This window comes from Enterococcus nangangensis, from assembly GCF_005405245.1.
In the GTDB taxonomy this organism is placed as follows: domain Bacteria; phylum Bacillota; class Bacilli; order Lactobacillales; family Enterococcaceae; genus Enterococcus_J; species Enterococcus_J nangangensis.
Map to the genome: position 1 here is coordinate 1 of NZ_BJDR01000024.1, position 26320 is coordinate 26320.

A 26320-nucleotide genomic window follows, 5' to 3' on the forward strand; every position below is an offset into this window, starting at 1 on the left:
CTTCCATAAGGTTATTTTATCATTTTGGGACATTTTCCCTTTCGATATACCTAGGACATTATCACTTTCGAACGAGATTGTTGACAAAAAGCAAATCTTCCCCTTGACAAAAGAAAGGCCAGCGGGTAAAATTAGTAGTCGCAAATGTAGCTTGAAATGAAAAGAAAACACTGTGAAATATTGTCCACAGGCGTTTTATAGGTCGCACAAAAGTAGAAAACCACTCAGTAAAGAGTTTAAACTTTCTATTTTTGTCTTTTTTTTGCCCTGAAACAGGGTGAAAACGCCGATGTAACGCAAAAACAATATTTGTAACAGTTTTGTAACCTTTCGTTTCAGTCTTTGAATAATTATGAGGGGTGAAGAGCTTGGCTGGACACGTAGTCAAATACGGAAAGCATCGGGAACGTAGAAGTTTTGCGAGAATCAGTGAAGTATTGGAATTACCAAACTTGATTGAAATTCAAACCGACTCTTATCAATGGTTCTTGGACGAAGGTCTAAGAGAAATGTTTGAAGATATTTTACCGATTGAAGATTTCAACGGTAATTTATCATTGGAATTTGTGGATTATGATTTAAAAGAACCGAAGTACACAGTAGCTGAAGCGCGTTCCCACGATGCGAACTACTCAGCACCATTACACGTTACGTTACGCTTAACCAACCGGGAAACTGGCGAAATTAAAGCGCAAGAAGTCTTCTTTGGGGACTTCCCATTAATGACGGAACAAGGAACCTTCATTATTAACGGGGCTGAACGGGTTATCGTTTCCCAGTTAGTCCGTTCACCAGGCGTTTACTTCCACGGTAAAGTGGATAAAAACGGTAAAGAAGGCTTTGGCTCCACCGTTATTCCTAACCGCGGTGCATGGTTAGAAATGGAAACCGACGCGAAAGATATTTCCTACGTCCGGATTGACCGCACGCGGAAAATTCCTTTAACCACGTTAGTGCGGGCTTTAGGTTTTGGCTCTGACGATACGATTTTAGAAATCTTTGGCGATGCCTTGACTTTACGCAACACCATCGAAAAAGATTTACACAAAAATGAATCGGACTCCCGGGTTGAAGAAGGCTTGAAAGACGTTTACGAACGCTTACGGCCAGGGGAACCAAAAACAGCTGACAGTTCACGGAACTTGTTAAACGCTCGTTTCTTTGATCCAAAACGTTACGACTTAGCCAACGTTGGTCGTTACAAAGTAAATAAAAAATTAGACTTGAGAACGCGTTTATTGAACCTGACTTTAGCTGAAACTTTAGTGGACGCTGAAACTGGCGAAATTATCGTGGAAAAAGGCACGCAATTAACCCATGATGTGATGGATAACTTAGGGCCACACTTATTAAATGGTTTAAATTCCGTAACCTATTACCCAACAGATGATGGCGTCGTGACGGATCCCATGACAGTGCAAGTGATTAAAGTCATTTCACCTAATGATCCTGATCGGGTTGTTTCCATTATTGGCAATGGCTATCCAAGTGATAAAGTGAAAACCATTCGCCCAGCAGATATTATTGCTGCCATGAGTTACTTCTTTAACTTAATGGATGGTATCGGCAACGTGGATGATATCGACCACTTAGGAAATCGTCGGATTCGTTCCGTTGGTGAACTATTACAAAATCAATTCCGCATCGGTTTAGCGCGGATGGAACGGGTTGTGCGGGAACGGATGTCCATTCAAGACACTGAAACTTTAACCCCACAACAATTAATTAACATTCGTCCAGTGGTAGCAAGTATCAAAGAATTCTTTGGTTCTTCCCAGTTATCACAGTTCATGGACCAAACCAATCCATTAGGGGAATTGACCCACAAACGTCGTCTTTCTGCCTTAGGGCCTGGTGGTTTAACGCGGGATCGTGCCGGTTATGAAGTACGGGACGTGCATTACTCCCACTACGGTCGGATGTGTCCAATTGAAACGCCAGAAGGTCCAAACATCGGTTTGATTAACAGTTTGGCTTCTTACTCTAAAGTAAATAAATACGGCTTTATCGAAACACCATATCGTCGTGTTGACCGGAAATCTTTACGAGTTACCGATAAAATTGACTATTTAACAGCGGACATCGAAGACCATTACATCGTGGCGCAAGCAAACTCACCGTTAAACGAAGATGGTTCCTTTAAAGAAGAAGTGGTGATGGCCCGTTCACAATCAGAAAACTTGGAAGTTTCCATCGACAAGATTGATTACATGGACGTTTCACCAAAACAAGTAGTTGCTGTCGCTACGGCTTGTATTCCGTTCTTGGAAAACGATGACTCCAACCGAGCTTTAATGGGGGCCAACATGCAGCGGCAAGCAGTGCCTTTAATTAATCCTAAAGCACCTTTTGTCGGTACGGGGATGGAATATAAATCTGCTCATGACTCTGGGGCTGCTCTTTTATGTAAAAATGATGGGGTTGTGGAATTTGTCGATGCTTCCGAGGTACGGGTCCGCCGTCCAGATGGTTCTTTAGACAAATATACCGTTACTAAATTCCGTCGTTCTAACTCCGGAACGTGTTACAACCAACGCCCAATCGTTAGCTTAGGAGAAGTCGTTGAAAAAGGCGATACCTTAGCTGATGGACCATCCATGGAACAAGGGGAAATGGCTTTAGGTCAAAACCCATTAGTTGCCTTCATGACTTGGGATGGGTACAACTATGAAGATGCCGTAATCATGAGCCAACGTTTGGTGAAAGATGACGTCTACACTTCCATTCATATTGAAGAATACGAATCAGAAGCTCGCGATACCAAATTAGGGCCTGAAGAAATCACGCGGGAAATTCCTAACGTTGGGGAAGATACGTTGAAAAACCTCGACGAAATGGGAATTATCCGCATCGGGGCTGAAGTCCAAGACGGCGATTTATTAGTCGGGAAAGTAACACCTAAAGGAGTTACTGAATTATCCGCTGAAGAACGCTTATTGCACGCCATCTTTGGTGAAAAGGCGCGGGAAGTTCGCGATACTTCCTTACGGGTTCCTCACGGCGGTGGCGGGATTGTCCACGACGTGAAGATCTTTACCCGAGAAGCTGGCGATGAATTGTCACCAGGTGTGAATATGTTAGTCCGAGTTTATATCGTCCAAAAACGGAAAATCCATGAAGGGGATAAAATGGCCGGTCGTCACGGGAACAAAGGGGTTGTCTCTTTGATTATGCCGGAAGAAGATATGCCATTCTTACCTGATGGGACACCAGTGGACATCATGTTGAACCCATTAGGGGTGCCTTCACGGATGAACATTGGACAAGTTTTAGAGTTACACTTAGGGATGGCTGCTCGGCAATTAGGTATCCATGTGGCAACGCCTGTTTTTGATGGCGCGACAGATGAAGATGTCTGGGCCACGGTTAAAGAAGCTGGTGTCGCAGCTGATGCCAAGACTATTTTATACGATGGTCGGACAGGTGAACCTTTTGATAACCGCATCTCCGTTGGGGTTATGTACATGATTAAATTAGCCCACATGGTAGATGATAAATTGCACGCTCGTTCAACGGGACCTTACTCCTTAGTTACACAACAACCTCTTGGTGGTAAAGCTCAATTTGGGGGTCAACGTTTCGGGGAAATGGAAGTTTGGGCTTTAGAAGCCTATGGGGCTGCCTATACCCTACAAGAAATCTTAACGTATAAATCTGATGACGTGGTGGGTCGGGTGAAAACTTACGAAGCCATCGTCAAAGGTGAACCGATTCCAAAACCAGGTGTGCCAGAATCCTTCCGCGTATTAGTGAAAGAATTGCAAGCTCTCGGTTTAGATATGCAAGTTCTTGACGCTGAAGATCAAGAAATTGAATTGCGGGATATGGATGACGACGACGATTTGATTACGGTGGATGCTTTGACGAAGTTCCAAGAAGAACAAACAGCCAAAGAATTAGCTGAAAAAGGTCAAGCTGAAGCTGAAAGTCAAGCCGAAGAAATCATTCAACAGTTTGAATCAGCTGAAGATACGCAAGACGAAAAGTAGCACTGATTTTTCCTGCAGGGTCACCTGCAGGAAAACCTTCAGTTTTCCAATGTTAGGTGAAAAATGAATGGAGGGAATCCCTTTTGATCGATGTAAATAAATTCGAAAGTATGCAAATCGGGCTAGCTTCTCCGGAAAAAATCCGCAGCTGGTCTTACGGTGAAGTAAAAAAACCCGAAACCATCAACTATCGAACCCTGAAACCTGAACGGGAAGGTTTGTTTGACGAACGCATCTTTGGTCCAACCAAGGACTGGGAATGTGCTTGTGGGAAATACAAACGAATCCGTTATAAAGGTATTGTCTGTGACCGGTGTGGTGTCGAAGTGACCCGCTCTAAAGTTCGTCGTGAACGGATGGGCCACATTGAATTAGCCGCTCCAGTTTCTCATATCTGGTACTTTAAAGGTATTCCGTCACGGATGGGTCTAGTCTTAGACATGAGTCCACGGGCCTTAGAAGAAATCATCTACTTTGCTTCTTATGTGGTGATTGAAGCTGGCGACACTTCTTTAGAGAAAAAACAATTGTTAACCGAACGGGAATACCGGGAAAAACGGGAACAATATGGTCAACGCTTCAAGGCTGCCATGGGGGCCGAAGCTGTGAAACAACTTTTAGATCAAGTAGACTTAGAAGCTGAAGTCGCTGAGTTAAAAGAAGAATTGAAAACCGCCCAAGGACAAAAACGGACGCGGGCTATCCGTCGTTTAGACATCTTAGAAGCATTCCGTGCTTCTGGCAACCAACCAAGCTGGATGGTGATGGATGTCGTCCCTGTTATTCCGCCAGATTTGCGGCCAATGGTCCAATTAGAAGGTGGACGTTTTGCCACCAGTGACTTGAACGATTTATATCGGCGGGTTATTAACCGGAACAATCGTTTGAAACGCTTATTAGACTTAAATGCCCCAAGCATTATCGTCCAAAATGAAAAACGGATGCTCCAGGAAGCTGTCGATGCTTTAATCGATAATGGTCGTCGTGGTCGTCCGGTAACAGGACCTGGTAACCGCCCATTGAAATCTCTTTCTCATATGTTAAAAGGGAAACAAGGTCGTTTCCGTCAAAACTTATTAGGTAAACGGGTGGACTATTCTGGTCGTTCCGTAATCATCGTGGGTCCATCATTAAAAATGTACCAATGTGGTTTGCCAAAAGAAATGGCCATTGAATTGTTCAAACCTTTCGTTATGAAAGAATTAGTATCCAGAGAAATTGCTTCCAATATTAAAAATGCTAAACGTAAAATTGAACGCCAAGAAGACGTCGTTTGGGATGTTTTAGAAGAAGTTATTCGTGAACACCCAGTCTTACTTAACCGGGCACCTACTTTGCACCGTTTAGGGATTCAAGCTTTTGAACCGGTCTTAGTTAAAGGTCGGGCCATCCGTTTGCACCCCTTAGTCTGTGAAGCTTACAACGCCGACTTTGATGGGGACCAAATGGCGGTCCATTTACCATTAAATGAAGAAGCACAAGCTGAAGCCCGCTTACTAATGTTAGCCGCTTCCCACATCTTGAATCCAAAAGATGGTAAACCCGTCGTTACTCCTTCCCAGGATATGGTTTTAGGGAACTACTACTTGACGATGGAAGAAGCTGGCCGTGAAGGGGAAGGCATGATCTTCCGCGACTTAAACGAAGCAACTTTAGCTTTAAGCAACGGCTATGTCCATTTGCATACGCGGATTGGGATTAAAACCACTTCTTTAGATAAACCATTTACGCCAGAACAAAAAGGCAAAATTTTAATTACCACGGTGGGTAAAGTTATTTTCAATGAAATTATGCCGAAAGAATTCCCTTACTTAAATGAACCAACCGATTACAACTTGACGGTGCAAACACCTGATAAGTACTTCGCTGACCCTGCGACGGATGTCAAAGCTTACATCGAAGCACAAGAATTGGTGGGACCATTTAAGAAGAAAAATCTCGGAAATGTCATTGCCGAAGTCTTCAAACGTTTCAAAGTCACCGATACTTCGGAAATGCTGGATAAAATGAAAGACCTTGGTTATAAACAATCTACCCATGCTGGGATGACTGTTGGGATTGCCGATATTACCGTTACCAAATCCAAACACGATATTATTGAAGATGGTCACAAACAAGTGGCTAACGTTACCAAACAATTCCGTCGTGGTTTGATTACCGATGATGAACGTTATGAACGGGTTATTGCGATTTGGAACAACGCTAAAGACCAAATTCAGTTAAAACTGATGGAAGAGTTAGATGCGAAAAACCCAATCTTCATGATGTCCGATTCCGGTGCCCGTGGTAACATCTCTAACTTTACCCAGTTAGCCGGGATGCGTGGTTTGATGGCTGCGCCAAACGGTCGGATCATGGAATTACCAATCATCTCTAACTTCCGTGAAGGACTTTCTGTCTTGGAAATGTTTATCTCTACCCACGGTGCCCGTAAAGGGATGACCGATACCGCCTTGAAGACTGCCGATTCTGGTTACTTAACTCGTCGTTTAGTTGACGTGGCGCAAGATGTTATTATCCGGGAAGACGACTGTCATACTGATCGTGGTTTAGAAATTTCCGCGATTCGTGAAGGCAATGAAATCATCGAATCCTTGGAAGAACGTTTAGTGGGTCGTTATACGCGTAAATCCGTCACTAACCCTGAAACGGGCAAAGTGATTATCGGCACTAACGAATTAATTACCGAAGACATCGCTAAAGAAATCATCGATGCTGGTGTGACTACCGTTACCATTCGCTCCGTCTTCACTTGTAACACGAAACACGGCGTTTGCCGTCACTGCTATGGCCGTAACTTGGCCACTGGCGATGAAGTTGAAGTGGGTGAAGCAGTGGGAACCATCGCAGCTCAATCCATCGGTGAACCAGGGACCCAGTTAACCATGCGTACTTTCCACACAGGTGGTGTGGCTGGAGACGATATTACCCAAGGGTTGCCGCGGGTCCAAGAAATTTTTGAAGCGCGGAATCCAAAAGGGCAAGCCGTGATTACGGAAGTTACAGGTGTGGTTTCTGATATTACTGAAGACGCCGCTACTCGTCAAAAAGAAGTGACCGTCCAAGGTAAAACGGATACGCGGACTTACACCGTGCCATTTACGGCGCGGATGAAAGTCGCTGTCGGTTCAGAAATCCATCGTGGGCAACCTTTAACAGAAGGGTCTATCGATCCTAAACACTTATTACAAGTGCGGGACGTCCTTTCCGTAGAAAACTACTTGTTACGTGAAGTACAACGGGTTTACCGGATGCAAGGGGTAGAAATTGGCGATAAGCACATTGAAGTAATGGTGCGGCAAATGTTGCGGAAAGTCCGCGTCATGGATCCAGGCGATACGGAAATCTTGCCAGGTACCTTGTTAGACATTGCTGACTTTAAAGACCAAAACTACAAGACCTTAGTGGCCGGTGGAACACCAGCGACCTCGCGTCCAGTTCTTTTAGGGATTACCAAAGCCTCTTTGGAAACCAACAGTTTCTTATCTGCTGCTTCCTTCCAAGAAACGACACGGGTCTTAACCGATGCTGCTATTCGTGGCAAAAAAGATCCACTTCTTGGTTTGAAAGAAAATGTTATCATCGGGAAAATTATTCCTGCCGGGACCGGTATGGCGAAATATCGCAATATGGAACCAAAAGAAGCAGGTCTTGCTTCCGAAAATGTGTATAGCATTTCTGATATTGAAGCGCAAATGGCGGCCGAAGACGCTGCCAGCGAAGGACCAAAAGCTTAAGCTGAATAAGTAAAACCCCCTGGCACGCTTTGGCGTGACAGGGGGTTTTTAGGTTAACTTTAAAAAATTAGTATACAGCTGATTTTTCGGGGAAGTCTTGCGTATCTTTTTAGTAAGGAAGCAAGACTTGCTATCGTCCCAGTGTAGCTTACATGGACTTTGGCCGCCCCTGGCCCACCAAACATCTATTCTAGAAGGGAATGTTGGTACCAAGAGGAGGTCGTGCCAATGATCAAATTGCTTAGGTGGAGTATTTCATGGAAATACTTAATCTCCTTTTACAAGCCTTAATCATTGTTCGTACAGTGATTGAAATTGTAAAAGAGTTTAAAAAAGACCCTAAAGAGTAATCTTCAGAGTCACACCCAGGCTATCGCCATGTAAATGGGAGAGATACTGACAATATCTTTCCCCTACACTTGGATTATAGCAAGGTTATTTTTGAAAAGCAAACACGTTCACCACAACTATTCGTGGTGGACGTGTTTGCTTTTATGGCAATTGTTGATAAAGTTGGAAAAGTTGTGTTAAGTGCTGCGCTAAAGTTACTTCGATGTCTTGCGCATCACTTTTCTCTAACAGCCAGCCGACTTGAAAGGTAGTATCGGGACCTAATTTTCCTTGGAGCTGTGCTTGCAACTGAGGATTGGCGAGATAATCCAGCAGCGGCCAGTAGTCGGCTAGTTCCGAGTCTTGGTTCGTCCAAATGAAATAGTGAGCGCGGTCTTCCCAACTAGCCACCGTTTCTTTTAAGACGTCTAAAAGGGCGTTGTAGTCTTGCGGCTTAACTGGCGAGTTCTCACTACGATAGTGCTGAAACATCAAGTAAGCCCGCAAATTTTTGCAATTCAGTTGGACCGCCAGACAGGGAGCGCTGGTTTCTTTTTGTAATTGGCGGTAAGGACACCAAAAATGAGTGCGTAAATTCCAGCCGTTAGTCCAACTTTCCACTTTGGGAGCAGTTAAAGGCAAAGTCAGTTGACACCGGGTAGCCAACTGCAAGTCTTTAAAATGCTGCCAATGTTTTTGGTAACGGTTCTTTAAGTCTTGCACTTCTTCAGGTTCCAAAACGCTTTTTAAATATTTAAATGTATAGTTGTCTAAGTTAAAATTAGCAAAGTCTGCTTTCGTAATTTCCATAGTCATCCCTCCCTGCTTATCTTAGAGGAAAAGCCACCAATCGTAAAGAGCGGGGCTCAATAAAATTAAGCAAAGGCTGCTACTTAAAAAAGGGACGAAGGAAATTTTTTTCCCATGTAAAGCAAAGGGCAACGCTAATAAACTGCCTAAGAGGATGAGCCATAAAAAATGTTTCATGTGTAACATTGGGCTCCAAAGTAGCAGTAAAAGTAAATCACCACTACCGATTTTTTGCGGAAATAACGCCATGATGCTCAACATAATCATGGCTAGGTAGAGAGTGGATAGTTGCCACGGGACACTGGCTGTCTGCCAATTAACTAAGTACAAAAATAAATGACCGACGATTAACAGTGGGGCATCAATCGTTTGTGACCAATAATCTTGTAAGCTTAAGAGGAGGGCTAGCCATAACCAAAAAAAGTAAAGTAGAGCTACATTCGGCGAGAAAAAAATACGACATAACATGGCTAGCACGCCGGTAAGCACTTCAACATGAAAGACACTCATCGGAATTTTCTTACGACAGTATCCACAACGCCCTTTTAAAGCGAGAAATGAAACGATCGGTAACAGATGATAAAATTTCAACGGGTGTTGGCAGCTAGTACAAGTTGAGCGCCCCCACCAAAAATTTTTGTGGGACAGGCGGCGACTAGCTAAGACATGACCGAATGAACCCCAGATACTGCCTAACAAAAAATACAGCATAACATTTTCCTCCTTTTAGAAAAGATACGCAGAAAAAATATTTTTGCTAAGGGACTACAAGGAATAGAGAAAGTACTAACAAAAAAATTAAAAAACGTTCGGATTTTTAATAAAAAAACTACTTGATTCTCAGGGAATTCTTGTGGTACACTTGATTTTTTTGCTAAAAATGGTATAATCGTGTTAAGAGGTGAGGCTTATGCCAACGACATTAACAACCATCAAGCAAGAACTTGAAGGCCGCTTAGGTTCCAAGATTAAACTCGTTGCCCAAACGGGTCGCAAACGACAAACCGAACGCAACGGTATTTTGACGGAAACCTATCCATCCGTTTTCGTAGTGGATTTAGATCAAGACGAAAATTCTTTTGAGCGGGTTTCATATAGTTACTCGGATATTTTGACTCACACAGTGGAAGTGCAGTTCGTAGAAAACGAAGGCTGTACTCAAGGAATCGCTTAACCCTTTTGCTTAAGACAAAGGGTTTTTTTGTTGCTTAAAATTTTGCCATGCAATCTCAGGAAATTTACGGTACAATGGAAAAAATGCGGGAGGTGACGAGAGTGGAAATTATTGAAAAAGCGCCAGCTAAAATTAATTTAGGACTGGATACTCTGTTTAAACGCCCTGACGGTTACCATGAGCTAGCGATGATTATGGCTAGCGTCGACCTCAGCGACCACGTGACCTTAAGCACTTTACCGGAAAATAAAATTATCGTGGAAACGAATAAAGCTTTTTTGCCTAATGATAAAAAGAATCACGCTTACCAAGTGGCAGAAGCTGTGCGGGAAAAATTTGGCATCACTACGGGGATTAAGATTACCATTGATAAAAAAATTCCCATCGCCGCCGGTCTAGGGGGCGGCTCCACCGATGCGGCCGCCACGGTGCGGGGGCTGAATCGTTTGTTTCAACTAGACTTAAGCTTACGGGAAATGGCCGAAATCGGCTTAGTGGCTGGCTCAGATGTTCCTTACTGCGTTTACGGTAAGACGGCTTTGGTGACCGGTTTCGGGGAAATTGTCACGCCGATTCCCGATTTGCCCCCTTGTTGGGTCGTCTTGGTGAAGCCCCCCGTCAGTGTTTCGACACCTAAAATTTTTCAGGCGCTGCAAGTAGAAAAGGTGAGCCATCCCGACATCGCGGCGTTAGAACAAGCCATCATTTTCAGGGATTACCCACAGCTAATTCAACACTTAGGCAACTCTTTGGAAGAAGTAACCTGTGAGAAGTATCCCATCGTCACCAAAGTAAAAGAGAAAATGTTACGTTTTGGTGCTGATGGCGCCATGATGAGTGGCAGCGGACCGACTGTTTTTGGTTTATGCCAAAAATATTCCCGCGCGCAACGGGTCTATAATGCCTTAAAAGGTTTTTGCGATGAAGTATATCTGGTACGGACCCTTTAAACAAAATAAAATTTTGCAACAACCGGCAAAGTTTAGGTGGTAGCCTTAAGCTTTACTGGTTGTTATTTTGTTTTTTGAAAGTAGCTGAACACTTGAAATAACGTACATCTGAATGAAAATACATATTATTTTATTCTTGACGCTGCTCTTTTCTAGTGGTAAAGTAGTGAATGTTCTAAAACGTAACAATTACGTTTTAACTACCAGCAAAAGGAGCAGATGAATGAAAAAGATTTTTTTAAGTGGTTTATTATTGTTGAGTGCCAGTTTGGTTTTAGGGTCTTGTGGTCAAAGTACAGATCAAGGGAATGCTGAGACAACAGCCGACTTTACCGTGATGACAACTTTTTATCCCATGTATGAATTCACCAAAGAAGTGGTGGGGGATGTTGGCACCGTAGAGCTTTTGATTCCGGCTGGGACTGAGCCTCACGACTATGAGCCTAGTGCCAAAGATATTGCGAAACTTAGCGAAAGTGACGTTTTCGTGTATAATAGTGCTGAAATGGAAACGTGGGTGGCCGATACCCTCCAAGATTTCGACACGGAAAAAACGACGGTGGTGGAAGCCGCTAGCGGCATTGATTTAGTGGCCAGTGCTGAAGAAGAGGAGCACGACGATCACGCTGATCATGATCACGAGGATGACCACAGTCACGAGCTAGATCCCCATGTTTGGTTAGATCCGGTTTATGCCCAAGCAGAAGTAAAAACAATTACCGCGGCGTTAATTAAAGCGCATCCGGAAGCACAAGCAACCTTTGAAAAAAATAGTGCCGCCTATTTGGCAAAATTAGCGGCCTTAGACGAAAAATATCAAACAGCCTTAGCTGGTGCAACCCAACGGACTTTCGTGACGCAGCACGCCGCTTTTGGCTACTTAGCCCGCCGTTATGATTTGACCCAAGCTTCCGTCAGTGGCTTAAGTCCTGATGAAGAACCGAGTCCTAGTCGTTTGGCCGAGCTAAAAGAGTTTGTCACCGCTCATCAGATTAGTGTGATTTATGCTGAAGAAGCGGCGTCTGCCAAAGTCGCGGAAACCTTAGCCAAAGAAGCCGGTGTTGAGCTTTCGGTCTTGAATCCGTTAGAAGGCCTGAGTAAAGAAGCCATTGCCGCTGGCAGCAACTACCTCACCGTGATGGAAGAAAACTTGCAACATTTACAATTGACGATTAAGTAAGAAAGAAGGCGGCGCCATGCGCTATATTGAAGTGAAAGACTTAACCTTTTACTACGACGAAGATCCAGTCTTAGCTGACGTGTCCTACTATGTGGACTCTGGTGAGTTTGTCACCTTAACCGGGGAAAACGGAGCAGCCAAGTCCACCCTCATTAAATGCACCTTGGGCTTATTGAAACCTAGCACGGGTCTAGTAACCATCGCGGAAAAAAATGTCAAAGGAACCCCATTAACCATTGGCTATATTCCCCAACAAATTGCTTCTTTTAACGCCGGCTTTCCTAGTACCGTTTTAGAATTAGTTAGGTCCGGTCGTTATCCCCGTGGCAAATGGTTTAAGCCCTTAAGCAAAAAGGACAACGAACAAGTACGCAAAGCCTTGGAATCGGTGGGGATGTGGGAAATGCGCCACAAACGCATTGGCGAACTTTCCGGCGGCCAAAAGCAACGGATCTCTTTAGCGCGGGTCTTTGCCGGTGATCCTGATTTATTCGTTTTAGACGAACCAACTACCGGGATGGATGAAGTTTCCCGTGGTGATTTTTATCGGCTATTAAAACACCAAGCTCATGTGCATGAAAAGAGCATTTTAATGATTACCCATGACCACGAAGATATTAAAGAATATGCCGACCGACACATTCGTTTGGTGCGAAAGGAGAATTCCCCATGGCGTTGCTTTCATATGAATTCATGAGACGGGCGCTGTTAGCTTCCGTTTTTATTGCGGCGATTGCCCCCATGTTAGGTGTCTTTTTAGTGGTGCGGCGCCAATCCCTTTTAGCGGATACCTTAAGCCATGTATCCTTGGCGGGAATTGCTTTAGGCTTGTTTTTAAATATCAATCCCACTTTCACCACGTTATTAGTGGTGGCTGTAGCCGCGATTATTCTCGAGTATTTGCGAAAAATTTATTCCAGCTACTCGGAAATTTCCATCGCCATGTTAATGTCTGGTGGCTTGGCGATTGCCTTAGTCTTAATTAAACTGAGCCCCAACAGTCAAGGCATCAACATTCAAAACTATTTATTTGGGTCCATCGTCACCATCAACTGGTCACAAGTCTGGCTTTTAGGTGGCCTGTGCGTCTTGTTAGCGGTCCTCTTTTTCCTAGTGAAGCGTCCTTTATACATGATGACCTTTGACGAGGACGTGGCAGCAGTTGACGGTTTACCGGTCTCTTTGATGTCTTCGATCTTTAATGTGGTGACCGGAATCGCCATTGCCGTGATGATTCCCATTGCCGGCGCCTTATTGGTCTCGGCCATTATGGTTTTACCAGCAGCCATTGGCATGCGTCTGGGGAAAAGCTTTAACTGGGTGGTGTTGATTAGTGTCCTGGTGGGCCTCTTTGGCATGCTGAGTGGGCTTTACACCTCCTTTGAAGTGGATACGCCACCGGGTGCGACGATTACTTTAATCTTTATTGGCGTCTTTATCATCGTCAATCTGGGGAAAAAATTAGTCGTGACCTTACGTCGCAAACAGCATGCTTAAAAGAAAATACGGAGAACTTCAGCTGAAAGGTTGAAGTTCTCCGTATTTTTTATCTTAGTCATTGATCTGTGGCAAATTTGTTGGGTCTAAAAGGCCTAATTGCACTTTCCATTTGAAGATGCGCAGTAAGCTAGTGTTAAGCTGTTCTTCTGTATAATCTCCCTTGGCGATGGCTTGTTGCAAATATGGAATTTGCTTGGCGTAGCTGGAAGAAAGAATCAGGTCGTTACCGGCTTGCAAGGCTTTTAAGGCGGCCTCTTCTTGGCTAGTGAAATCAGCAAGGCCGGCCATATCTAAATCATCGGTCATGACGACGCCGTCGAAGTTTAATTTTTCGCGAATAACTTGGTGGACGGCTGGTGAAATGGAGGCGGGTTGCGTGTCGTCGATGGCTTCCACGATGTTGTGAGCTACCAGAATGCTATCGGCGCCAGCGGCAATGCCGGCTTCAAACGGTACGAAATCGGTACTTTCTAATTCTTCTAAGGAGCGGGTATCGTGAATGATGTCGGTGTGGGAGTCGCCATTATTGCCGTAGCCGGGAAAATGTTTCAAGGTGGAGCCGACGCCGGCTTCCTTCATAGCTTTGACGCCGGCGGTGATGTATTGCGCCGTGGTGGCGGCATCAACTCCCAATGTGCGGTCGTAGATAAATGCGGAGCTATCGGTAGCCACGTCCGCCACTGGAGCTAAAGGTAATTGAATGCCTAAGTCCGTTAAAATTTTTCCTTTTGTTTGCCAGTCGTCGGTTACCGCAGTAAGACCGCCCCTTTGATAAAGTGCCATGGGAGATTCAAAAGCAGGTGTCACCACCCCGGCGTAGCTCAAGCGACTCACAGTCCCGCCTTCTTCATCGCTTCCGATAAACAAAGGCAGCGTACTAGCGGCTTGAAAGCTTTGAATTTTTTCTTTGAGACTAGCTAAAGTTTGGCCTTCAGTATCTTGGCCAAAGAGCAGATAGCCCCCTAAGTGATAGGTACTTAAATCGGTCAACTGATTTTCTGCTGGGACGCGGGCGAGAAAGACTTGGCCGAGACGGACGTTTAAAGGGAGTTTGGCGATATAGTCCGTTAAAATTTCATCGGTAGTTAAGACTTTTGTCGAAGAAGTCGTGGTGGTGCTAGGCGAATTCGTACTGCTGTTCTTCGTTGTCGTCCCGTCTTGTTTTTTGGTCGTGACCAGCTGCCAGAGAAAAAGGCCTAAGACGATAATGACGACTATTAAGAATGCTAAAATAATTTTTTGGTTACGTTTCATGGGAAACCTCCTTGTCATAGTCATGGTAAAAGAGTAACGCGGGAATGTAAAGGAAAAGAATTAGTAGGAAAGCAGGATAAGGGCTATTGGTTACCGCTAAAAATTACGTCATTTCATGGCCGCTGCGGATTTTCTAACAAGAATACTGAAAAAGGCCGTTGCTTTCCCTTACTTTTTCCTGATAATCCGAACTTTTTACAAAAAAAATCAAAAATCACTCGCTATTTTCCCGAAAAACCCCTATAATGATTGAGAAATATTAATCTGTTAGGAGGGCATTTCCTTGAAAATTCGTCGCAGTGAACGACTAATTGACATGACACAATACTTACTGGATTCTCCCCATCAACTTATCTCTTTGACTTTTTTTGCTAAACGCTATGACTCTGCTAAATCTTCCATTAGTGAAGATATTTCCATTATTAAAAAAACCTTTAAAGACCGGGGCTTTGGTATCATCCAAACGATTCCTGGTGCTACTGGTGGTGTGATTTTCACCCCCGCGATTGATGAAGCAGAAGCGAAAGTCATCATTCAACAACTTTGCCAACGTTTATCCACCCAAGACCGTTTGTTGCCCGGCGGCTACGTCTACCTTTCTGATTTATTAGGACAACCGGATTTGTTACGGAAAGTCGGTCGGATTATCGCTTCGAAGTATTTAGGACAAAAAATTGATGCCGTCATGACGGTAGCCACGAAAGGCGTGCCTATTGCCCAAGCCGTTTCCTACTATTTAAATGCACCATTTGTTATTGTGCGCCGGGATAGTAAGATTACGGAAGGCTCCACCGTGAGTGTAAATTATGTTTCTGGTTCATCAGAACGCATTGAAAAAATGGAATTATCGAAACGTAGCTTAAAACGCGGTTCCCGTGTCTTAGTAGTGGATGACTTCATGAAAGGCGGCGGAACTGTCAACGGGATGAAGAGTATGATTGAAGAGTTTGACGCTGAACTAGTGGGCATCACGGTTTTTGCGGAAGCCAACTTCAAAGGCGTGCGGGCTGTAGACGATTACACTTCTCTTTTATACGTGGAGCAAGTGGATACGGCCACTAAGACCATTAGCGTTGTGCCGGGCAATATTTTCGGTTAATTTTTGCCGTGATTCCAGCAAGGAGGAAGGCCCATGGCTCTTTTTGGAAAACTAGATTTTAACCAACTATCAGCGACGGATCGCGCCTTGTACCAATATATCGCCAGTCATGAAAAGGAAGTCGCCTACATGCGGGTGCGAGAGCTAGCGAGCGCTTCCCATACTTCCGCTAGTTCTGTGATGCGCTTTGTCAAAAAATTAGGTTATCCTAGCTTTGCGGCTTTTAAAGGCGCGTTACAAGCCCCTAGCACAACTAGTACGCCAGATTATTTACAAAAAGGTCCGCAACTTTTGGCGCCAGAAAAATTTCCGCAGGACTTGCCTCGCCATTTGCATATTGTAGCCGAAGCAATTTACGAAGCGGAAAATGTGATTTTTTTTGGGATGGGGGCCTCCGGTTCCGTGTGTGAATACGCAGCGCGGAAAATGGCCACCATTGGCTACAATAGTTTTGCTTTAACCGACCCCACGTATCCCATCGCCCAAAAGCTCCGCAACACTTCCCAAAACGTGTTAATCGTTTTATCCGTAACGGGCAAGACCACCGAGTTAGTGGAGACGGTCAATAATTTTAAAAACCACGAGGACTTTGTGACGGTGGCCATTACGGCTAACGCCGATAGCTTGCTAGCGGAAATGTGTCAGCACACCTTAAGTTACCAAGTGGAAATCGTTCATCAAGATCGTTTCAACGATTTAACGAGTCAAATTCCCGCGCTTTTTGTGGTGGAAGCACTAGTCGCTGAAATTCAAAAATTAGAAAAATAATGCAGTAGCGTCAAGCTTTGGTACAAGGTGTACCAGACTTGACGCTTTTTCCTTTTTTAGAGAACCGACACCAAAATGAGTAAAGCGCTTTAAAAAAGGCAGCGACCTTCCTATAATGTAAGGGAGAAAACAAGGAGGGTGCATAATGAAAAAAATGCCAAAAGATTTTTTGTGGGGGGGCGCAGTAGCCGCCCACCAAGTGGAAGGCGCGTATAATGTTGACGGTAAAGGGGTTAGTATCGCTGACGTGATGACGGCAGGGGGTAATGGGATTCCCCGGCAAATTACCGATGGTATCATCCCAGGGGAAAATTATCCTAACCATGAAGCGATTGATTTTTATCATCACTACAAAGAAGATATTCAACTTTTTAAAGAAATGGGCTTGAAAGTGTTCCGCACCTCCATTAACTGGACGCGGATTTTCCCCAATGGCGATGAAGAGGAGCCTAATGAAGCCGGCTTAAAATTTTACGACGACCTCTTTAGCGAATTACGGAAAAATGACATTGAACCTTTAGTCACCTTATCTCACTTTGAAATGCCGTATCACTTGGCGAAACATTACGGCGGCTTTAAAAATCTTCAAGTCATTGACTTTTTCGTCCATTATGCAGAAACCGTGATGAAACGTTATCAAGATAAAGTCACCTATTGGTTAACTTTCAATGAAATCAACAACCAAGCTGACGGCCAACACGACTTGCATACGTGGACCAACTCCGGCTTTATTCCCCAACCGGGAGAAAACAAAGAAGAAGTGACGATGCAAGCTTCCTTGAACGAATTAATCGCTTCGGCCAAAGTGGTAGCACTAGGTCACGCCATTAATCCTAATTTTAAAATTGGCTGTATGATGGCTTACGTGCCGATTTATCCTTATTCGGCAAATCCTGACGACGTGATGGCAGCCAGCAAGCTTATGGAGCGGCGCTTCTTTTACAATGATATTCACGCCCGTGGCGAAATTCCCGCCTACGCTTTGGCGCGCTTTGAACGTCTAGGCTATCATTTGGAATACACGGCCGCTGATTTAGCCGCTTTGAAAAAAGGAACGGTGGACTTCATCAGCTTTAGCTACTACATGTCAGATGCCGTCACCACCTTGCCAGAGATTGCCGGTCACGATGTTTCTAGCGAATATCCTGGTGCTAAAATTGTTAGCAATCCCTACGTTAAAGCCAGCGATTGGGGTTGGCAAATTGATCCCGTAGGCTTGCGCTATGTGCTCAATACCGTTTACCAACGCTATAACTTACCACTTTTTATCGTGGAAAATGGTTTTGGTGCTTACGACAAGTTTAGTGCAGATGGTAAAATTCACGACACCTACCGCATCGATTATTTACGGAGCCACATTGAAGAAATGAAAAAAGCCGTGCTCTTAGATGGCGTCGATCTTTTAGGCTACACACCGTGGGGCATTATTGATATCGTCAGCTTCGGCTCAGGGGAAATGGAAAAACGCTATGGCATGATTTACGTGGATAAAGACAATCAAGGACACGGCACTTTAAAACGTCAGAAAAAAGCGAGCTTTGACTGGTATCAACAAGTCATTGCTACTAATGGAGAAAACTTAGATGACTAAAACAATTCAAGGCTTTGTGCGGGCAGCGGGAACTCATTTAGTTAACGATGCCGGTCCCCTGCTATTAAAAGGCTGGGGGATTGGCAATTGGTTATTACCAGAAGGCTATATGTGGCTTTCCGCCGGTAACTTACGGTTAGACCGGCCACGGCGCATTCAAGAAGTGCTTCAAGAACTAACGGGCACCACGTTTGCGACGCATTTTTGGTCGGAATTTCAAAAAAATTATTTTACTTTAGCTGATGTTCAATACATTAAAGCACAAGGCTACAACTCCATTCGCTTGCCTCTCCACTGGGAACTCTTCTTAGCCGATGAACCTGGTATTCATTTTCAAGAAGCGGGCTTTCAATTGTTAAGGGAAGTCGTAGCGTGGTGCAAAGCTTGCGATCTTTATTTGATTTTAGATTTGCATGGCGCCCCTGGCGGACAAACGGGAGCTAATATTGACGACTCGGTGGATGATTTGCCCCGCTTATTCTTAGATCAAGAACAATTTGCTAAAGGGGTGGCTTTATGGACGGAGCTTGCGCGTCGTTTTGCTCACGAAGAAGTGATTGCCGCTTACGACCTTTTAAACGAACCAGTGAAGCCCGGCTACGATCTTCAGCAAGAAGCTTTTTTTGTCGCCCGCTTAAAAGAATTTTACGAAAAAACCATCACCGGCATTCGCCAGTGGGATAGCCAGCACTTGCTTTCCTTAGAAGGCCATCACTGGGCCACCAATCCGGAAATTTTCCAACAACGTTATGATGAGAATTACTTGATTCATTTTCACCGTTACGCCACCTATCCTGATGAGGCGGCTTTCCAAGAATTTTTAGCCTTGCGGGAAAAATGGCAAGTGCCTTTATGGTTAGGGGAAACGGGAGAAAATCTCGTGCCGTGGTTTTCAGCCATGACGCAACTCTGCGAAAAGTATGATGTCTCTTATCATTTTTGGCCCTATAAAAAATTAGGAAAAACGAATGGCTCGGTGACTATTCCGACTCCGCAACACTGGGAGCAACTAATCGCTTACACTAACGGTGGACCGCACCCTAGTTATGAAGTGGCCCAAACTACTTTGACGGAATTTTTAACGGCGATGCACTGGGAGAATTGTCAAAAAAATCCTGAGGTGGATGATGCGATTTTGCGCAATGGTCCGTACACTTTACAGGCTACTGATTTTATTGCCAGTTCTTGCTACGATCAAGCCGTCAATACGACTTTTGATTTTCACAAAGATGAAGAAGTTCGCTTAGTAGAAGTTCAACCGCCAGTAGAAAAACGCTTTTCATTTGATATTAACTGGGATCGCTTCGGGGTAGAACTCACTGCAGGCGACACCTTAACCTATAGACAACCTAATTATCGTCCTCAAAAAATTTCGTTATTTTATGAGGGGGGAGCAGGGGTCTTTACTTGCCAAGGAATTCAGTACGCTACTAGCGGAAAAGGCGTGATTCATCACGTTTTTCAGCCGGATGAAGAACTAAAAATTATGCAACTTGCCGGCCAGCAAATTTTCACGCAACTTGATTTTTTATAGAAAGCGCTTTTAAAGTGCTTGCAAAGTAGTTGAAAAGGCTTTATACTCAAAGAGTAAAAACGTTTTTATTCCAAGAGGTGAGGCAATGAACAAAATTACCATTCGGGATGTGGCTAAAGAAGCTGGTGTATCAATCGCTACTGTCTCTAAAGCTTTAAACGGTGTCGACGTGGTGACCCCTAAAACAAAAGAAAAAGTTTTATTGGCCGCCGAGAAACTTCACTACGTTCCCAACTTAATGGGCAAGCAGTTGAAAGCTAAAACAACGAAAATGTTAGGCTTTTACACCAGTAGTATCACCGGTCCTTACTTCTCCACTTTGGTAGATGCCATTGCGAAAGAAGCCGAAACTTACGGGTACGGCATCAACGTCTTCATCTCAACGGATAAAAAAGTCGTGTTAAACTCGATTCTAGGCAATATTGTTGATGGTGTGATTGGCTTTGAAGACATGATTACTAGCGGCGATTTAGAAGCTATTAAGCGGGAAAGAATCAACGCTGTCTTCATCGATCGCAATATCTCCAGTGAAACAATCGGCAGCGTCGTCTTTGATTCTTACGAAGCCGGCAAAGCTGTCACGGAACATTTGCTACATTTAGGTCACCGAAAAATTTGCTACATTGCAGGTTTTAACAACGTTTACGATAACGAAGAACGTTTTCGTGGTTATTTAGACGCTTTAAAAGGAGCGGATATCTCTTTTGATCGCGAGTTGTTGATTCACGGTTACTTTGAAGAACAAGCTTCTTATCGGGCCACCTTAGAGTTTTTGAAAGATAATCCTGCTAAGGCTACCGCTTTTGTAGGGGGGAACGACTTATCAGCCATTGGTGCGGTTAAGGCCATGCGGACCTTAGGGTATGAGGTTCCCAAAGATTATAGTGTGGTGGGTTTTGATGATATTGATCTGTTGGAATACTTCACGCCACAGCTGACCACCATTCAAAACCCCATTGATTTACAAGGGAAAACAGCGGTCTCTCATTTGATTAGTTTAATTAATGGTCAAACGAAGGGCCAAGGGATTGAATTAAAAGGAAACTTAATTATTCGTCAGTCAACGCGGAAAATTTGAAGATGAAAAAGTTAAATTTCCTTTTTCCTTAAAGAAATAATAAAAACGTTTTTATTTGTGAAAGTGAAAGGAGACCCGACATGAAAGAAGTAGCAAAAGAAAGTTTGGGGAGTCGGTTCAAGAAGTATTGGCAAACTTTTTTTAAACAGTGGCAATTACAATTAATGGCCATTCCCGGCGTCGTCTACATGATTATCTTTAGTTTTATTCCGATTTATGGGATTACCATCGCCTTTAAGAGCTACACCGTTATCGACACGATGGACAGTGCACCATGGGTAGGGCTACAAAACTTTAAAACCATCATGAGCGATCAGTACTTTTGGCAATCTGTAGTCAACACATTAGGAATTAGTGCCTTGAAGTTGGCCTTTGGTTTTATTCTACCGATTATTATCGCCATCATGATTTATGAGTTGCGGGATAGCTTGTTTAAACGGGTCATCCAAACTATTTCTTATTTACCCCACTTTTTATCTTGGATTATCTTAGGTGGGATGTTGATTACTTGGATGTCTTCTAATGGGATGATTAACCAACTCTTAGGACTCTTCGGAGCGACACCAAGTACGAACCACATGTTAGACGCCGGTAAATACTGGTGGATTGCTTCTTTATCCGATGTGTGGAAAGAAGCCGGGTGGGGGACCATCTTATACTTGGCAGCCATGTCAAGAATCGATCCGACGTATTATGAAGCCGCCAAGATGGACGGTGCGACGAGAATTCGTCAAATTTTCAGTATTACCATCCCCATGATTAAAGGAATTATTTCCCTGAACTTTATTTTAGCCGTCAGTGGTTTGTTTAACTCCAACTTGGATCAAACTTTAGTATTAATGAACTCGCAAAACCAACCGAAAGCCGAAGTTATTAACTCTTACGTTTACCGTATCGGGTTAATGCAAGGGGACTTCTCTTACGCTACGGCCGTTGGGTTAGGGGTCTCCGTCATCTCTGTGGCCCTCTTAGCGTTAACCAACATCGTTACTAAGAAGTTAAACGACAACAAGTCAGTCTTATAAGGAGGACGAAAATGGAAACTACGAATAAAAAAGTGCGCTTTACAAAAAAGCGCGGTAATGTCGTCCAAGATAAAGACAGTCGCATTTTCAACTTCGTCAATGTCTTGTTGCTGTTAGTCTTTACGGTAGTCATCATCGTGCCGGTCTGGAACGTGGTGGCCTCTTCGCTGGCTTCCAATGAAGCACTAGCCAAAGGCGACTTTATCTTTTGGCCGTCAGAAATTTCTTTTGACAACTATCGCCGCGTTTTAAATGACAATACCTTGTGGCAAGCTCTCCTCGTTTCAGTAGGGAAAACCGTCATCGGGGTAGCGGCCCATACCACCTTTTGTGCGATCATCGCCTATGCTCTAAGTAAACGTAATCTCAAAGGGCGGGGACTTTACTCCACGATGGGAATTATCACCATGTTCTTCTCTGGTGGGATGATTCCAACGTACTTATTGATTAAATCTTTAGGTTTGTTAAATACTTTTTGGGTGTACATCATTCCAGCTTTGTTTAGTTACTATGATGTCGTCATTTTAATGAACTTCTTCCGCGACGTGCCAACTTCTCTTGACGAGTCCGCCAAGATTGATGGTGCTAGTGAGTGGAAAATTTTTAAAGATATTTACGTACCTCTTTCTAAACCGGCCTTAGCCACCATCGCTTTGTTCCACGGCGTCTGGCAATGGAACGACTTTATGACGACGAAATTATACGTCACGGATAAAGCTCTTTACCCTTTACAAATGAAACTCTACGAAATCATTACCCAATCGCAAGCTGCTTCTTCTCAGGGCTTGAACGCGGCCATCGCCATTAACACCACTTCAAAAGGTGTGCAGTTGGCCACTATCGTCATTACCACCGTACCAATTTTAGTGATTTATCCTTTACTGCAAAAACAATTTATTTCCGGCATGATGTTGGGCGCAGTCAAGGAATAAAAAAATAAAAAATGAAAAAGGAGTCTTACCATGTCTAACAAGAAGATTTTCAAATGGGTCGTTGGCACCACGTTAACTGCAGCAAGTATTTTAACTTTAGCGGCTTGTGGGAGTAGTAAAAAAGATGATGCTGGCAGTGATAAAGCTAGCGCCGATTTGCCAGATTTAGGCGATCGTTACGAAATTGATAAAACAAAACCAGCTTGGCAACTAGATACAAAAAAAGATGAAACCGAGTTAACGTGGTACGTCAACGCAGACTGGTGGAATACCGAGTTTGGTAAAGACTTAGTAACGAAAAAAGTAAAAGAAGATTTGAACATTAATATCAAATTCGTTACGGGGGATGACACGAAATTAAATACCTTGTTTGCTGGGGGCGACATGCCAGATATCGTGACGATTTTTGACTCTAACTCCCAAGTAGCACGGAAAGCCGAAAGTTGGGCGTTACCGTTACAAGATTTAGCAGACAAATACGATCCTTACTTCTACGATGTAGCAGCTAAAGATACTTTAAACTGGTATAAACTCAGCGACGGTAAATCTTATGGTTACCCAGACTACTCCAACACCGCTGATGATTATAGCAGTGGCCAAATTTACTCACGGGACGCTTTCATTATTCGTAAAGACGTCTACGAAGCTATCGGCAAACCTGATATGTCCACACCTGAAGGCTTTGAAAAAGCCATGAAAGACATTAAAGCGCAATTCCCTGATTTAATACCATTTGGCTTTAACGATTTCGCAGCTGACGGGACTTCTAATGGTTCAATGGATAGCGTATTACAAGACCGTTTAGGGGTTCCTTACTTAACCGAAGACGGCAAATACAACGATCGGAACTTAGATGAAGACTACTTGACTTGGATTAAAGCTTTCCGTCAAGTTCGTCAAGACGGCAATATCTCTGATGATACCTTTACCGATGATGGCGATAAATTTAAAGAAAAACTTTCCACTGGGAAATATGCGTCCATCATGATTGGTAGTTTCGTTAACCAAGGGATTGCTTTACAAACTTTTGCTGCAGCCAACCCTGATAGCCAATACATTGCTGTTGATGGCATTATGAGCACTAAAGGCAATGAACCAACATTAACGCAAGCCGGGATTTCTGGTTGGATGATCAACTACATTTCTAAAAATGCAAAAGATCCAGCTAAAGCAATTCAAGTCTTCACCTATCTTTTAAGTGATGAAGGACAAATGTTAACCAACTACGGGATTAAAGGGGAAACGTATGAAGATGCTGGCGATGGTAAAGTGAAATTTACTGAAGAAACACGGAACATCCAATTAAACGAACCTGAAAAATTCCAAAAAGATTACCGGATCGGTGAATTCATCCAATTTGGTCATGACCGTTACAAAGCGTTAAGTGACGAATCTTACGTGGATGCCGTAAAACAAATGCAAGAATGGGGCGAAGGCAAATTGACGCCACAATTTGCAACTGAAAACATTGGACCGGAAGCGGCTAGTGCTGAATCACGTTCCTTAAGTGCCATTACTACTAACTGGTCTACTACTTTAGTCGGCATGTTACGGTCCGGCTCTGATGATGACGCTGACGCTTTATTAGCACAATACAAGACTTTCCAAGAACAAAATAATATTGACGGCATTAACAAAGTACGGAACGAAAAAATTGCTGAAAACGAGAAGAAATTAGGCAACTAATGCTTCCCGCCAACAAACGAGCTAACAAATAACCAAAAGAAGGAAGCGGGGAAAATATCGCAGCAAAAGAGCCGCGCTGTTTTCCCCTGACCTTCAGGAAAGGAGGAAAAAGTATGCCTCGTATTTTTCAACCTAGTGGCGGCATCTATTTAGGGATGACGCGGATTTATCAGCTCTTGGTGTTAAATGTACTCTTTGTCGTAACGGCGCTACCGCTTGTCACGCTGGGAGCAGCTTTCAGTGCAGCTTATGGCACGAGCTTTAAAATACGTAACGGTGCTGAAGAGCAGCTAGTAAAGACGTACTTTCGCCAGTTTAAAGCAAATTTTCGCCAAAGTACCATCATTTGGCTAGGAATCATGTTGGTGGGCGGAATCTTTTACAGCGCTTATCCGTGGGTAAAAAGCTTTTTCCAAACTTTTCCAGCGACCTTTTATGTATTCGCTTTGGTGTTAGCCGTTTTGTTATTAGCCTTAGCTTATGTGTTCCCCATGATTGCTCATTTTGCCAGTCCTAGCGGGTTACTTTTACTTAACAGCTTATTGCTAGCCTTAAAACATCTCCCTTACAGCTTGTTAATCTTCTTTTTGTTTACAGGAGTGGGAGTGTTGCTGCCGGTCTTTGTGCCGCAACTGTTCTTGTTATGGCTGTTGTTAGGCTTTGGCAGCGTGATTTATATCAGCTCTTATTGGTTTGAAAAAATATTCGCCTATTATGTGGAAGAAGATAAAGGAAGATGACTTATGTATGTGGGATTTGATATTGGCGGTACTACCATTAAATACGGCTTGCTAGCTAAAACCGGAGCAGTGTTGACCCAGTCAGCAATCGCCACGCCCCAAGATAAGGATGCCTTACTAGCCGCATTAGTGAACATTGTGCAAGACTATCAAGCAACAACGCCGGATATTTTAGGAGTAGGAATTTCCGCTCCTGGGATTATTCAAAAAGACGGCTTTATGTTAACGGCGGGTGCCTTGAAGGCTCTTTATGGTACGAACTTAAAAGTAGAACTAGAAGAGCGCATCGGGTTACCTGTGGCTGTGGAAAATGACGGCAATGCCGCCGCCATCGCTGAAAGATGGCAAGGGAACGCCCAAGGAATTGACAACTATTTATGTATTGTTTTAGGCACCGGCCTTGGTGCCGGCATCGTCTTAAACGGCGAAGTCTACCGGGGACAACACGGCATGGCTGGCGAGTTTGGCTGGATGTTGATTGACCAACTGCCCAAAGAAGGAAACATTGAACTGGTTTCCATGAACTGGCGGGGGGCTGTGATTTTAGGCTTGTGTCGCCAGTACAGTGAAGCGCTCCAAAAAATCGACCCGGAAGCTGCGGAAATTATCGACGCGCGGATTATTTTTCAACGGCGTAAAGCAGGAGAAAAATTGGCAACGGAGCTGATTGCTCATTACTTACAAGATTTAGCGGTGATGCTAGTGAACCTCGTAGCTGTCTTTGATCCGGAACGCATTTTAATTGGGGGCGGTATTTCTGCTAACCAAGAGTTTATGGCAGAAATTCAAGCGGCCTTCAGGCAAACAGTGGAACGCCATGATAGTTTATGCTATTTGAAAGACCAAACTGTAGCTAAAATTTTACCCGCTTATTTACAAAACAACGCTGGCATGATGGGAGCAGTCTACCAAATCCATCGGCAGTTAACCAAAGAGAAATGAG

Annotated in this window: 20 protein-coding genes; 17 read left to right on the plus strand and 3 right to left on the minus strand. The window is 43.9% G+C overall.

Going from position 1 to position 26320, the window contains the following annotated elements:
- Window positions 1-368 precede the first annotated feature (368 nt).
- Together rpoB and rpoC are read left to right on the plus strand one after the other, a co-directional pair.
- The gene (rpoB, locus tag FFM57_RS07850) at window positions 369-3989 is read left to right on the plus strand and encodes a DNA-directed RNA polymerase subunit beta (RefSeq protein ID WP_170999936.1); all 3621 of its coding nucleotides are present in this window, start codon (window positions 369-371) and stop codon (window positions 3987-3989) included.
- Between the two features lie 83 nt (window positions 3990-4072).
- Window positions 4073-7726, plus strand: a complete 3654-nt coding sequence (gene rpoC, locus FFM57_RS07855) for a DNA-directed RNA polymerase subunit beta' (RefSeq protein WP_137599967.1) — start codon at window positions 4073-4075, stop codon at window positions 7724-7726.
- Between the two features lie 492 nt (window positions 7727-8218).
- Here the strand turns inward: rpoC and FFM57_RS07860 are convergent, their stop codons facing one another.
- Together FFM57_RS07860 and FFM57_RS07865 are read right to left on the minus strand one after the other, a co-directional pair.
- Window positions 8219-8866: an HI_0552 family protein gene (locus FFM57_RS07860; RefSeq protein ID WP_170999937.1), complete on the minus strand. Its 648-nt coding sequence runs from the start codon at window positions 8864-8866 to the stop codon at window positions 8219-8221.
- A 21-nt stretch (window positions 8867-8887) separates the two neighbouring features.
- The gene (locus FFM57_RS07865) at window positions 8888-9577 is read right to left on the minus strand and encodes a prepilin peptidase (RefSeq protein WP_137599969.1); all 690 of its coding nucleotides are present in this window, start codon (window positions 9575-9577) and stop codon (window positions 8888-8890) included.
- A 199-nt stretch (window positions 9578-9776) separates the two neighbouring features.
- Between FFM57_RS07865 and FFM57_RS07870 the strand changes: the two genes are divergently transcribed.
- The 5 genes from FFM57_RS07870 (at window position 9777) to FFM57_RS07890 (ending at window position 13667) form a co-directional block, all read left to right on the plus strand.
- Complete coding sequence (locus tag FFM57_RS07870) at window positions 9777-10040, plus strand: Veg family protein (RefSeq protein WP_137599970.1); 264 nt, start codon at window positions 9777-9779, stop codon at window positions 10038-10040.
- Window positions 10041-10141: 101 nt separating this feature from the next.
- Complete coding sequence (gene ispE / locus FFM57_RS07875) at window positions 10142-10990, plus strand: 4-(cytidine 5'-diphospho)-2-C-methyl-D-erythritol kinase (protein ID WP_246023466.1); 849 nt, start codon at window positions 10142-10144, stop codon at window positions 10988-10990.
- Between the two features lie 223 nt (window positions 10991-11213).
- A complete protein-coding gene (locus FFM57_RS07880) occupies window positions 11214-12170 on the plus strand; it encodes a metal ABC transporter substrate-binding protein (RefSeq protein WP_137599971.1) in 957 nt (318 codons plus the stop codon).
- Window positions 12171-12186: 16 nt separating this feature from the next.
- Window positions 12187-12867: a metal ABC transporter ATP-binding protein gene (locus FFM57_RS07885; RefSeq protein WP_137599972.1), complete on the plus strand. Its 681-nt coding sequence runs from the start codon at window positions 12187-12189 to the stop codon at window positions 12865-12867.
- Complete coding sequence (locus FFM57_RS07890) at window positions 12840-13667, plus strand: metal ABC transporter permease (protein WP_137599973.1); 828 nt, start codon at window positions 12840-12842, stop codon at window positions 13665-13667. Before FFM57_RS07885 ends, FFM57_RS07890 begins: the two co-directional genes overlap by 28 nt.
- 54 nt (window positions 13668-13721) lie before the next feature.
- On the opposite strand, the gene FFM57_RS07895 is transcribed toward FFM57_RS07890, so the two are convergent.
- Complete coding sequence (locus tag FFM57_RS07895; RefSeq protein ID WP_137599974.1) at window positions 13722-14924, minus strand: glycoside hydrolase family 3 N-terminal domain-containing protein; 1203 nt, start codon at window positions 14922-14924, stop codon at window positions 13722-13724.
- A gap of 283 nt (window positions 14925-15207) precedes the next feature.
- On the opposite strand from FFM57_RS07895, the gene purR reads away from it, so the two are divergent.
- From purR to FFM57_RS07945, 10 genes are all read left to right on the plus strand, one after another.
- The gene (gene purR / locus FFM57_RS07900) at window positions 15208-16023 is read left to right on the plus strand and encodes a pur operon repressor (RefSeq protein WP_137599975.1); all 816 of its coding nucleotides are present in this window, start codon (window positions 15208-15210) and stop codon (window positions 16021-16023) included.
- Between the two features lie 33 nt (window positions 16024-16056).
- Window positions 16057-16791, plus strand: coding sequence for a MurR/RpiR family transcriptional regulator (locus FFM57_RS07905; protein WP_137599976.1), 735 nt, complete (start codon window positions 16057-16059; stop codon window positions 16789-16791).
- 154 nt (window positions 16792-16945) lie between these two features.
- Window positions 16946-18382, plus strand: coding sequence for a 6-phospho-beta-glucosidase (locus tag FFM57_RS07910; protein WP_371851254.1), 1437 nt, complete (start codon window positions 16946-16948; stop codon window positions 18380-18382).
- On the plus strand, window positions 18375-19916 hold the full coding sequence (locus FFM57_RS07915; RefSeq protein WP_137599978.1) for a glycoside hydrolase family 5 protein: 1542 nt from the start codon (window positions 18375-18377) through the stop codon (window positions 19914-19916). Before FFM57_RS07910 ends, FFM57_RS07915 begins: the two co-directional genes overlap by 8 nt.
- Before the next feature lie 85 nt (window positions 19917-20001).
- The gene (locus FFM57_RS07920) at window positions 20002-20994 is read left to right on the plus strand and encodes a LacI family DNA-binding transcriptional regulator (RefSeq protein WP_137599979.1); all 993 of its coding nucleotides are present in this window, start codon (window positions 20002-20004) and stop codon (window positions 20992-20994) included.
- Between the two features lie 80 nt (window positions 20995-21074).
- Complete coding sequence (locus FFM57_RS07925) at window positions 21075-22019, plus strand: ABC transporter permease (RefSeq protein WP_137599980.1); 945 nt, start codon at window positions 21075-21077, stop codon at window positions 22017-22019.
- Between the two features lie 11 nt (window positions 22020-22030).
- Window positions 22031-22951, plus strand: coding sequence for a carbohydrate ABC transporter permease (locus FFM57_RS07930; RefSeq protein ID WP_137599981.1), 921 nt, complete (start codon window positions 22031-22033; stop codon window positions 22949-22951).
- A gap of 30 nt (window positions 22952-22981) precedes the next feature.
- Window positions 22982-24637 (plus strand): type 2 periplasmic-binding domain-containing protein, encoded by a 1656-nt coding sequence (locus FFM57_RS07935; protein ID WP_137599982.1) that lies wholly within the window; start codon window positions 22982-22984, stop codon window positions 24635-24637.
- Window positions 24638-24750: 113 nt separating this feature from the next.
- Window positions 24751-25377, plus strand: a complete 627-nt coding sequence (locus FFM57_RS07940) for a DUF624 domain-containing protein (RefSeq protein WP_137599983.1) — start codon at window positions 24751-24753, stop codon at window positions 25375-25377.
- A gap of 3 nt (window positions 25378-25380) precedes the next feature.
- Window positions 25381-26319: an ROK family protein gene (locus tag FFM57_RS07945; protein ID WP_137599984.1), complete on the plus strand. Its 939-nt coding sequence runs from the start codon at window positions 25381-25383 to the stop codon at window positions 26317-26319.
- The last annotated feature ends 1 nt before the right edge of the window (window position 26320 follow it).

Bases quoted from the DNA above. Each gene is read 5' to 3' on its own strand.
- FFM57_RS07860 (WP_170999937.1), bottom strand. From the start codon at position 8,866: ATGGAAATTACGAAAGCAGACTTTGCTAATTTTAACTTAGACAACTAT.
- FFM57_RS07865 (WP_137599969.1), bottom strand. From the start codon at position 9,577: ATGCTGTATTTTTTGTTAGGCAGTATCTGGGGTTCATTCGGTCATGTC.
- FFM57_RS07870 (WP_137599970.1), top strand. From the start codon at position 9,777: ATGCCAACGACATTAACAACCATCAAGCAAGAACTTGAAGGCCGCTTA.
- FFM57_RS07880 (WP_137599971.1), top strand. From the start codon at position 11,214: ATGAAAAAGATTTTTTTAAGTGGTTTATTATTGTTGAGTGCCAGTTTG.
- FFM57_RS07885 (WP_137599972.1), top strand. From the start codon at position 12,187: ATGCGCTATATTGAAGTGAAAGACTTAACCTTTTACTACGACGAAGAT.
- FFM57_RS07890 (WP_137599973.1), top strand. From the start codon at position 12,840: ATGGCGTTGCTTTCATATGAATTCATGAGACGGGCGCTGTTAGCTTCC.
- FFM57_RS07895 (WP_137599974.1), bottom strand. From the start codon at position 14,924: ATGAAACGTAACCAAAAAATTATTTTAGCATTCTTAATAGTCGTCATT.
- FFM57_RS07905 (WP_137599976.1), top strand. From the start codon at position 16,057: ATGGCTCTTTTTGGAAAACTAGATTTTAACCAACTATCAGCGACGGAT.
- FFM57_RS07910 (WP_371851254.1), top strand. From the start codon at position 16,946: ATGCCAAAAGATTTTTTGTGGGGGGGCGCAGTAGCCGCCCACCAAGTG.
- FFM57_RS07915 (WP_137599978.1), top strand. From the start codon at position 18,375: ATGACTAAAACAATTCAAGGCTTTGTGCGGGCAGCGGGAACTCATTTA.
- FFM57_RS07920 (WP_137599979.1), top strand. From the start codon at position 20,002: ATGAACAAAATTACCATTCGGGATGTGGCTAAAGAAGCTGGTGTATCA.
- FFM57_RS07925 (WP_137599980.1), top strand. From the start codon at position 21,075: ATGAAAGAAGTAGCAAAAGAAAGTTTGGGGAGTCGGTTCAAGAAGTAT.
- FFM57_RS07930 (WP_137599981.1), top strand. From the start codon at position 22,031: ATGGAAACTACGAATAAAAAAGTGCGCTTTACAAAAAAGCGCGGTAAT.
- FFM57_RS07935 (WP_137599982.1), top strand. From the start codon at position 22,982: ATGTCTAACAAGAAGATTTTCAAATGGGTCGTTGGCACCACGTTAACT.
- FFM57_RS07940 (WP_137599983.1), top strand. From the start codon at position 24,751: ATGCCTCGTATTTTTCAACCTAGTGGCGGCATCTATTTAGGGATGACG.
- FFM57_RS07945 (WP_137599984.1), top strand. From the start codon at position 25,381: ATGTATGTGGGATTTGATATTGGCGGTACTACCATTAAATACGGCTTG.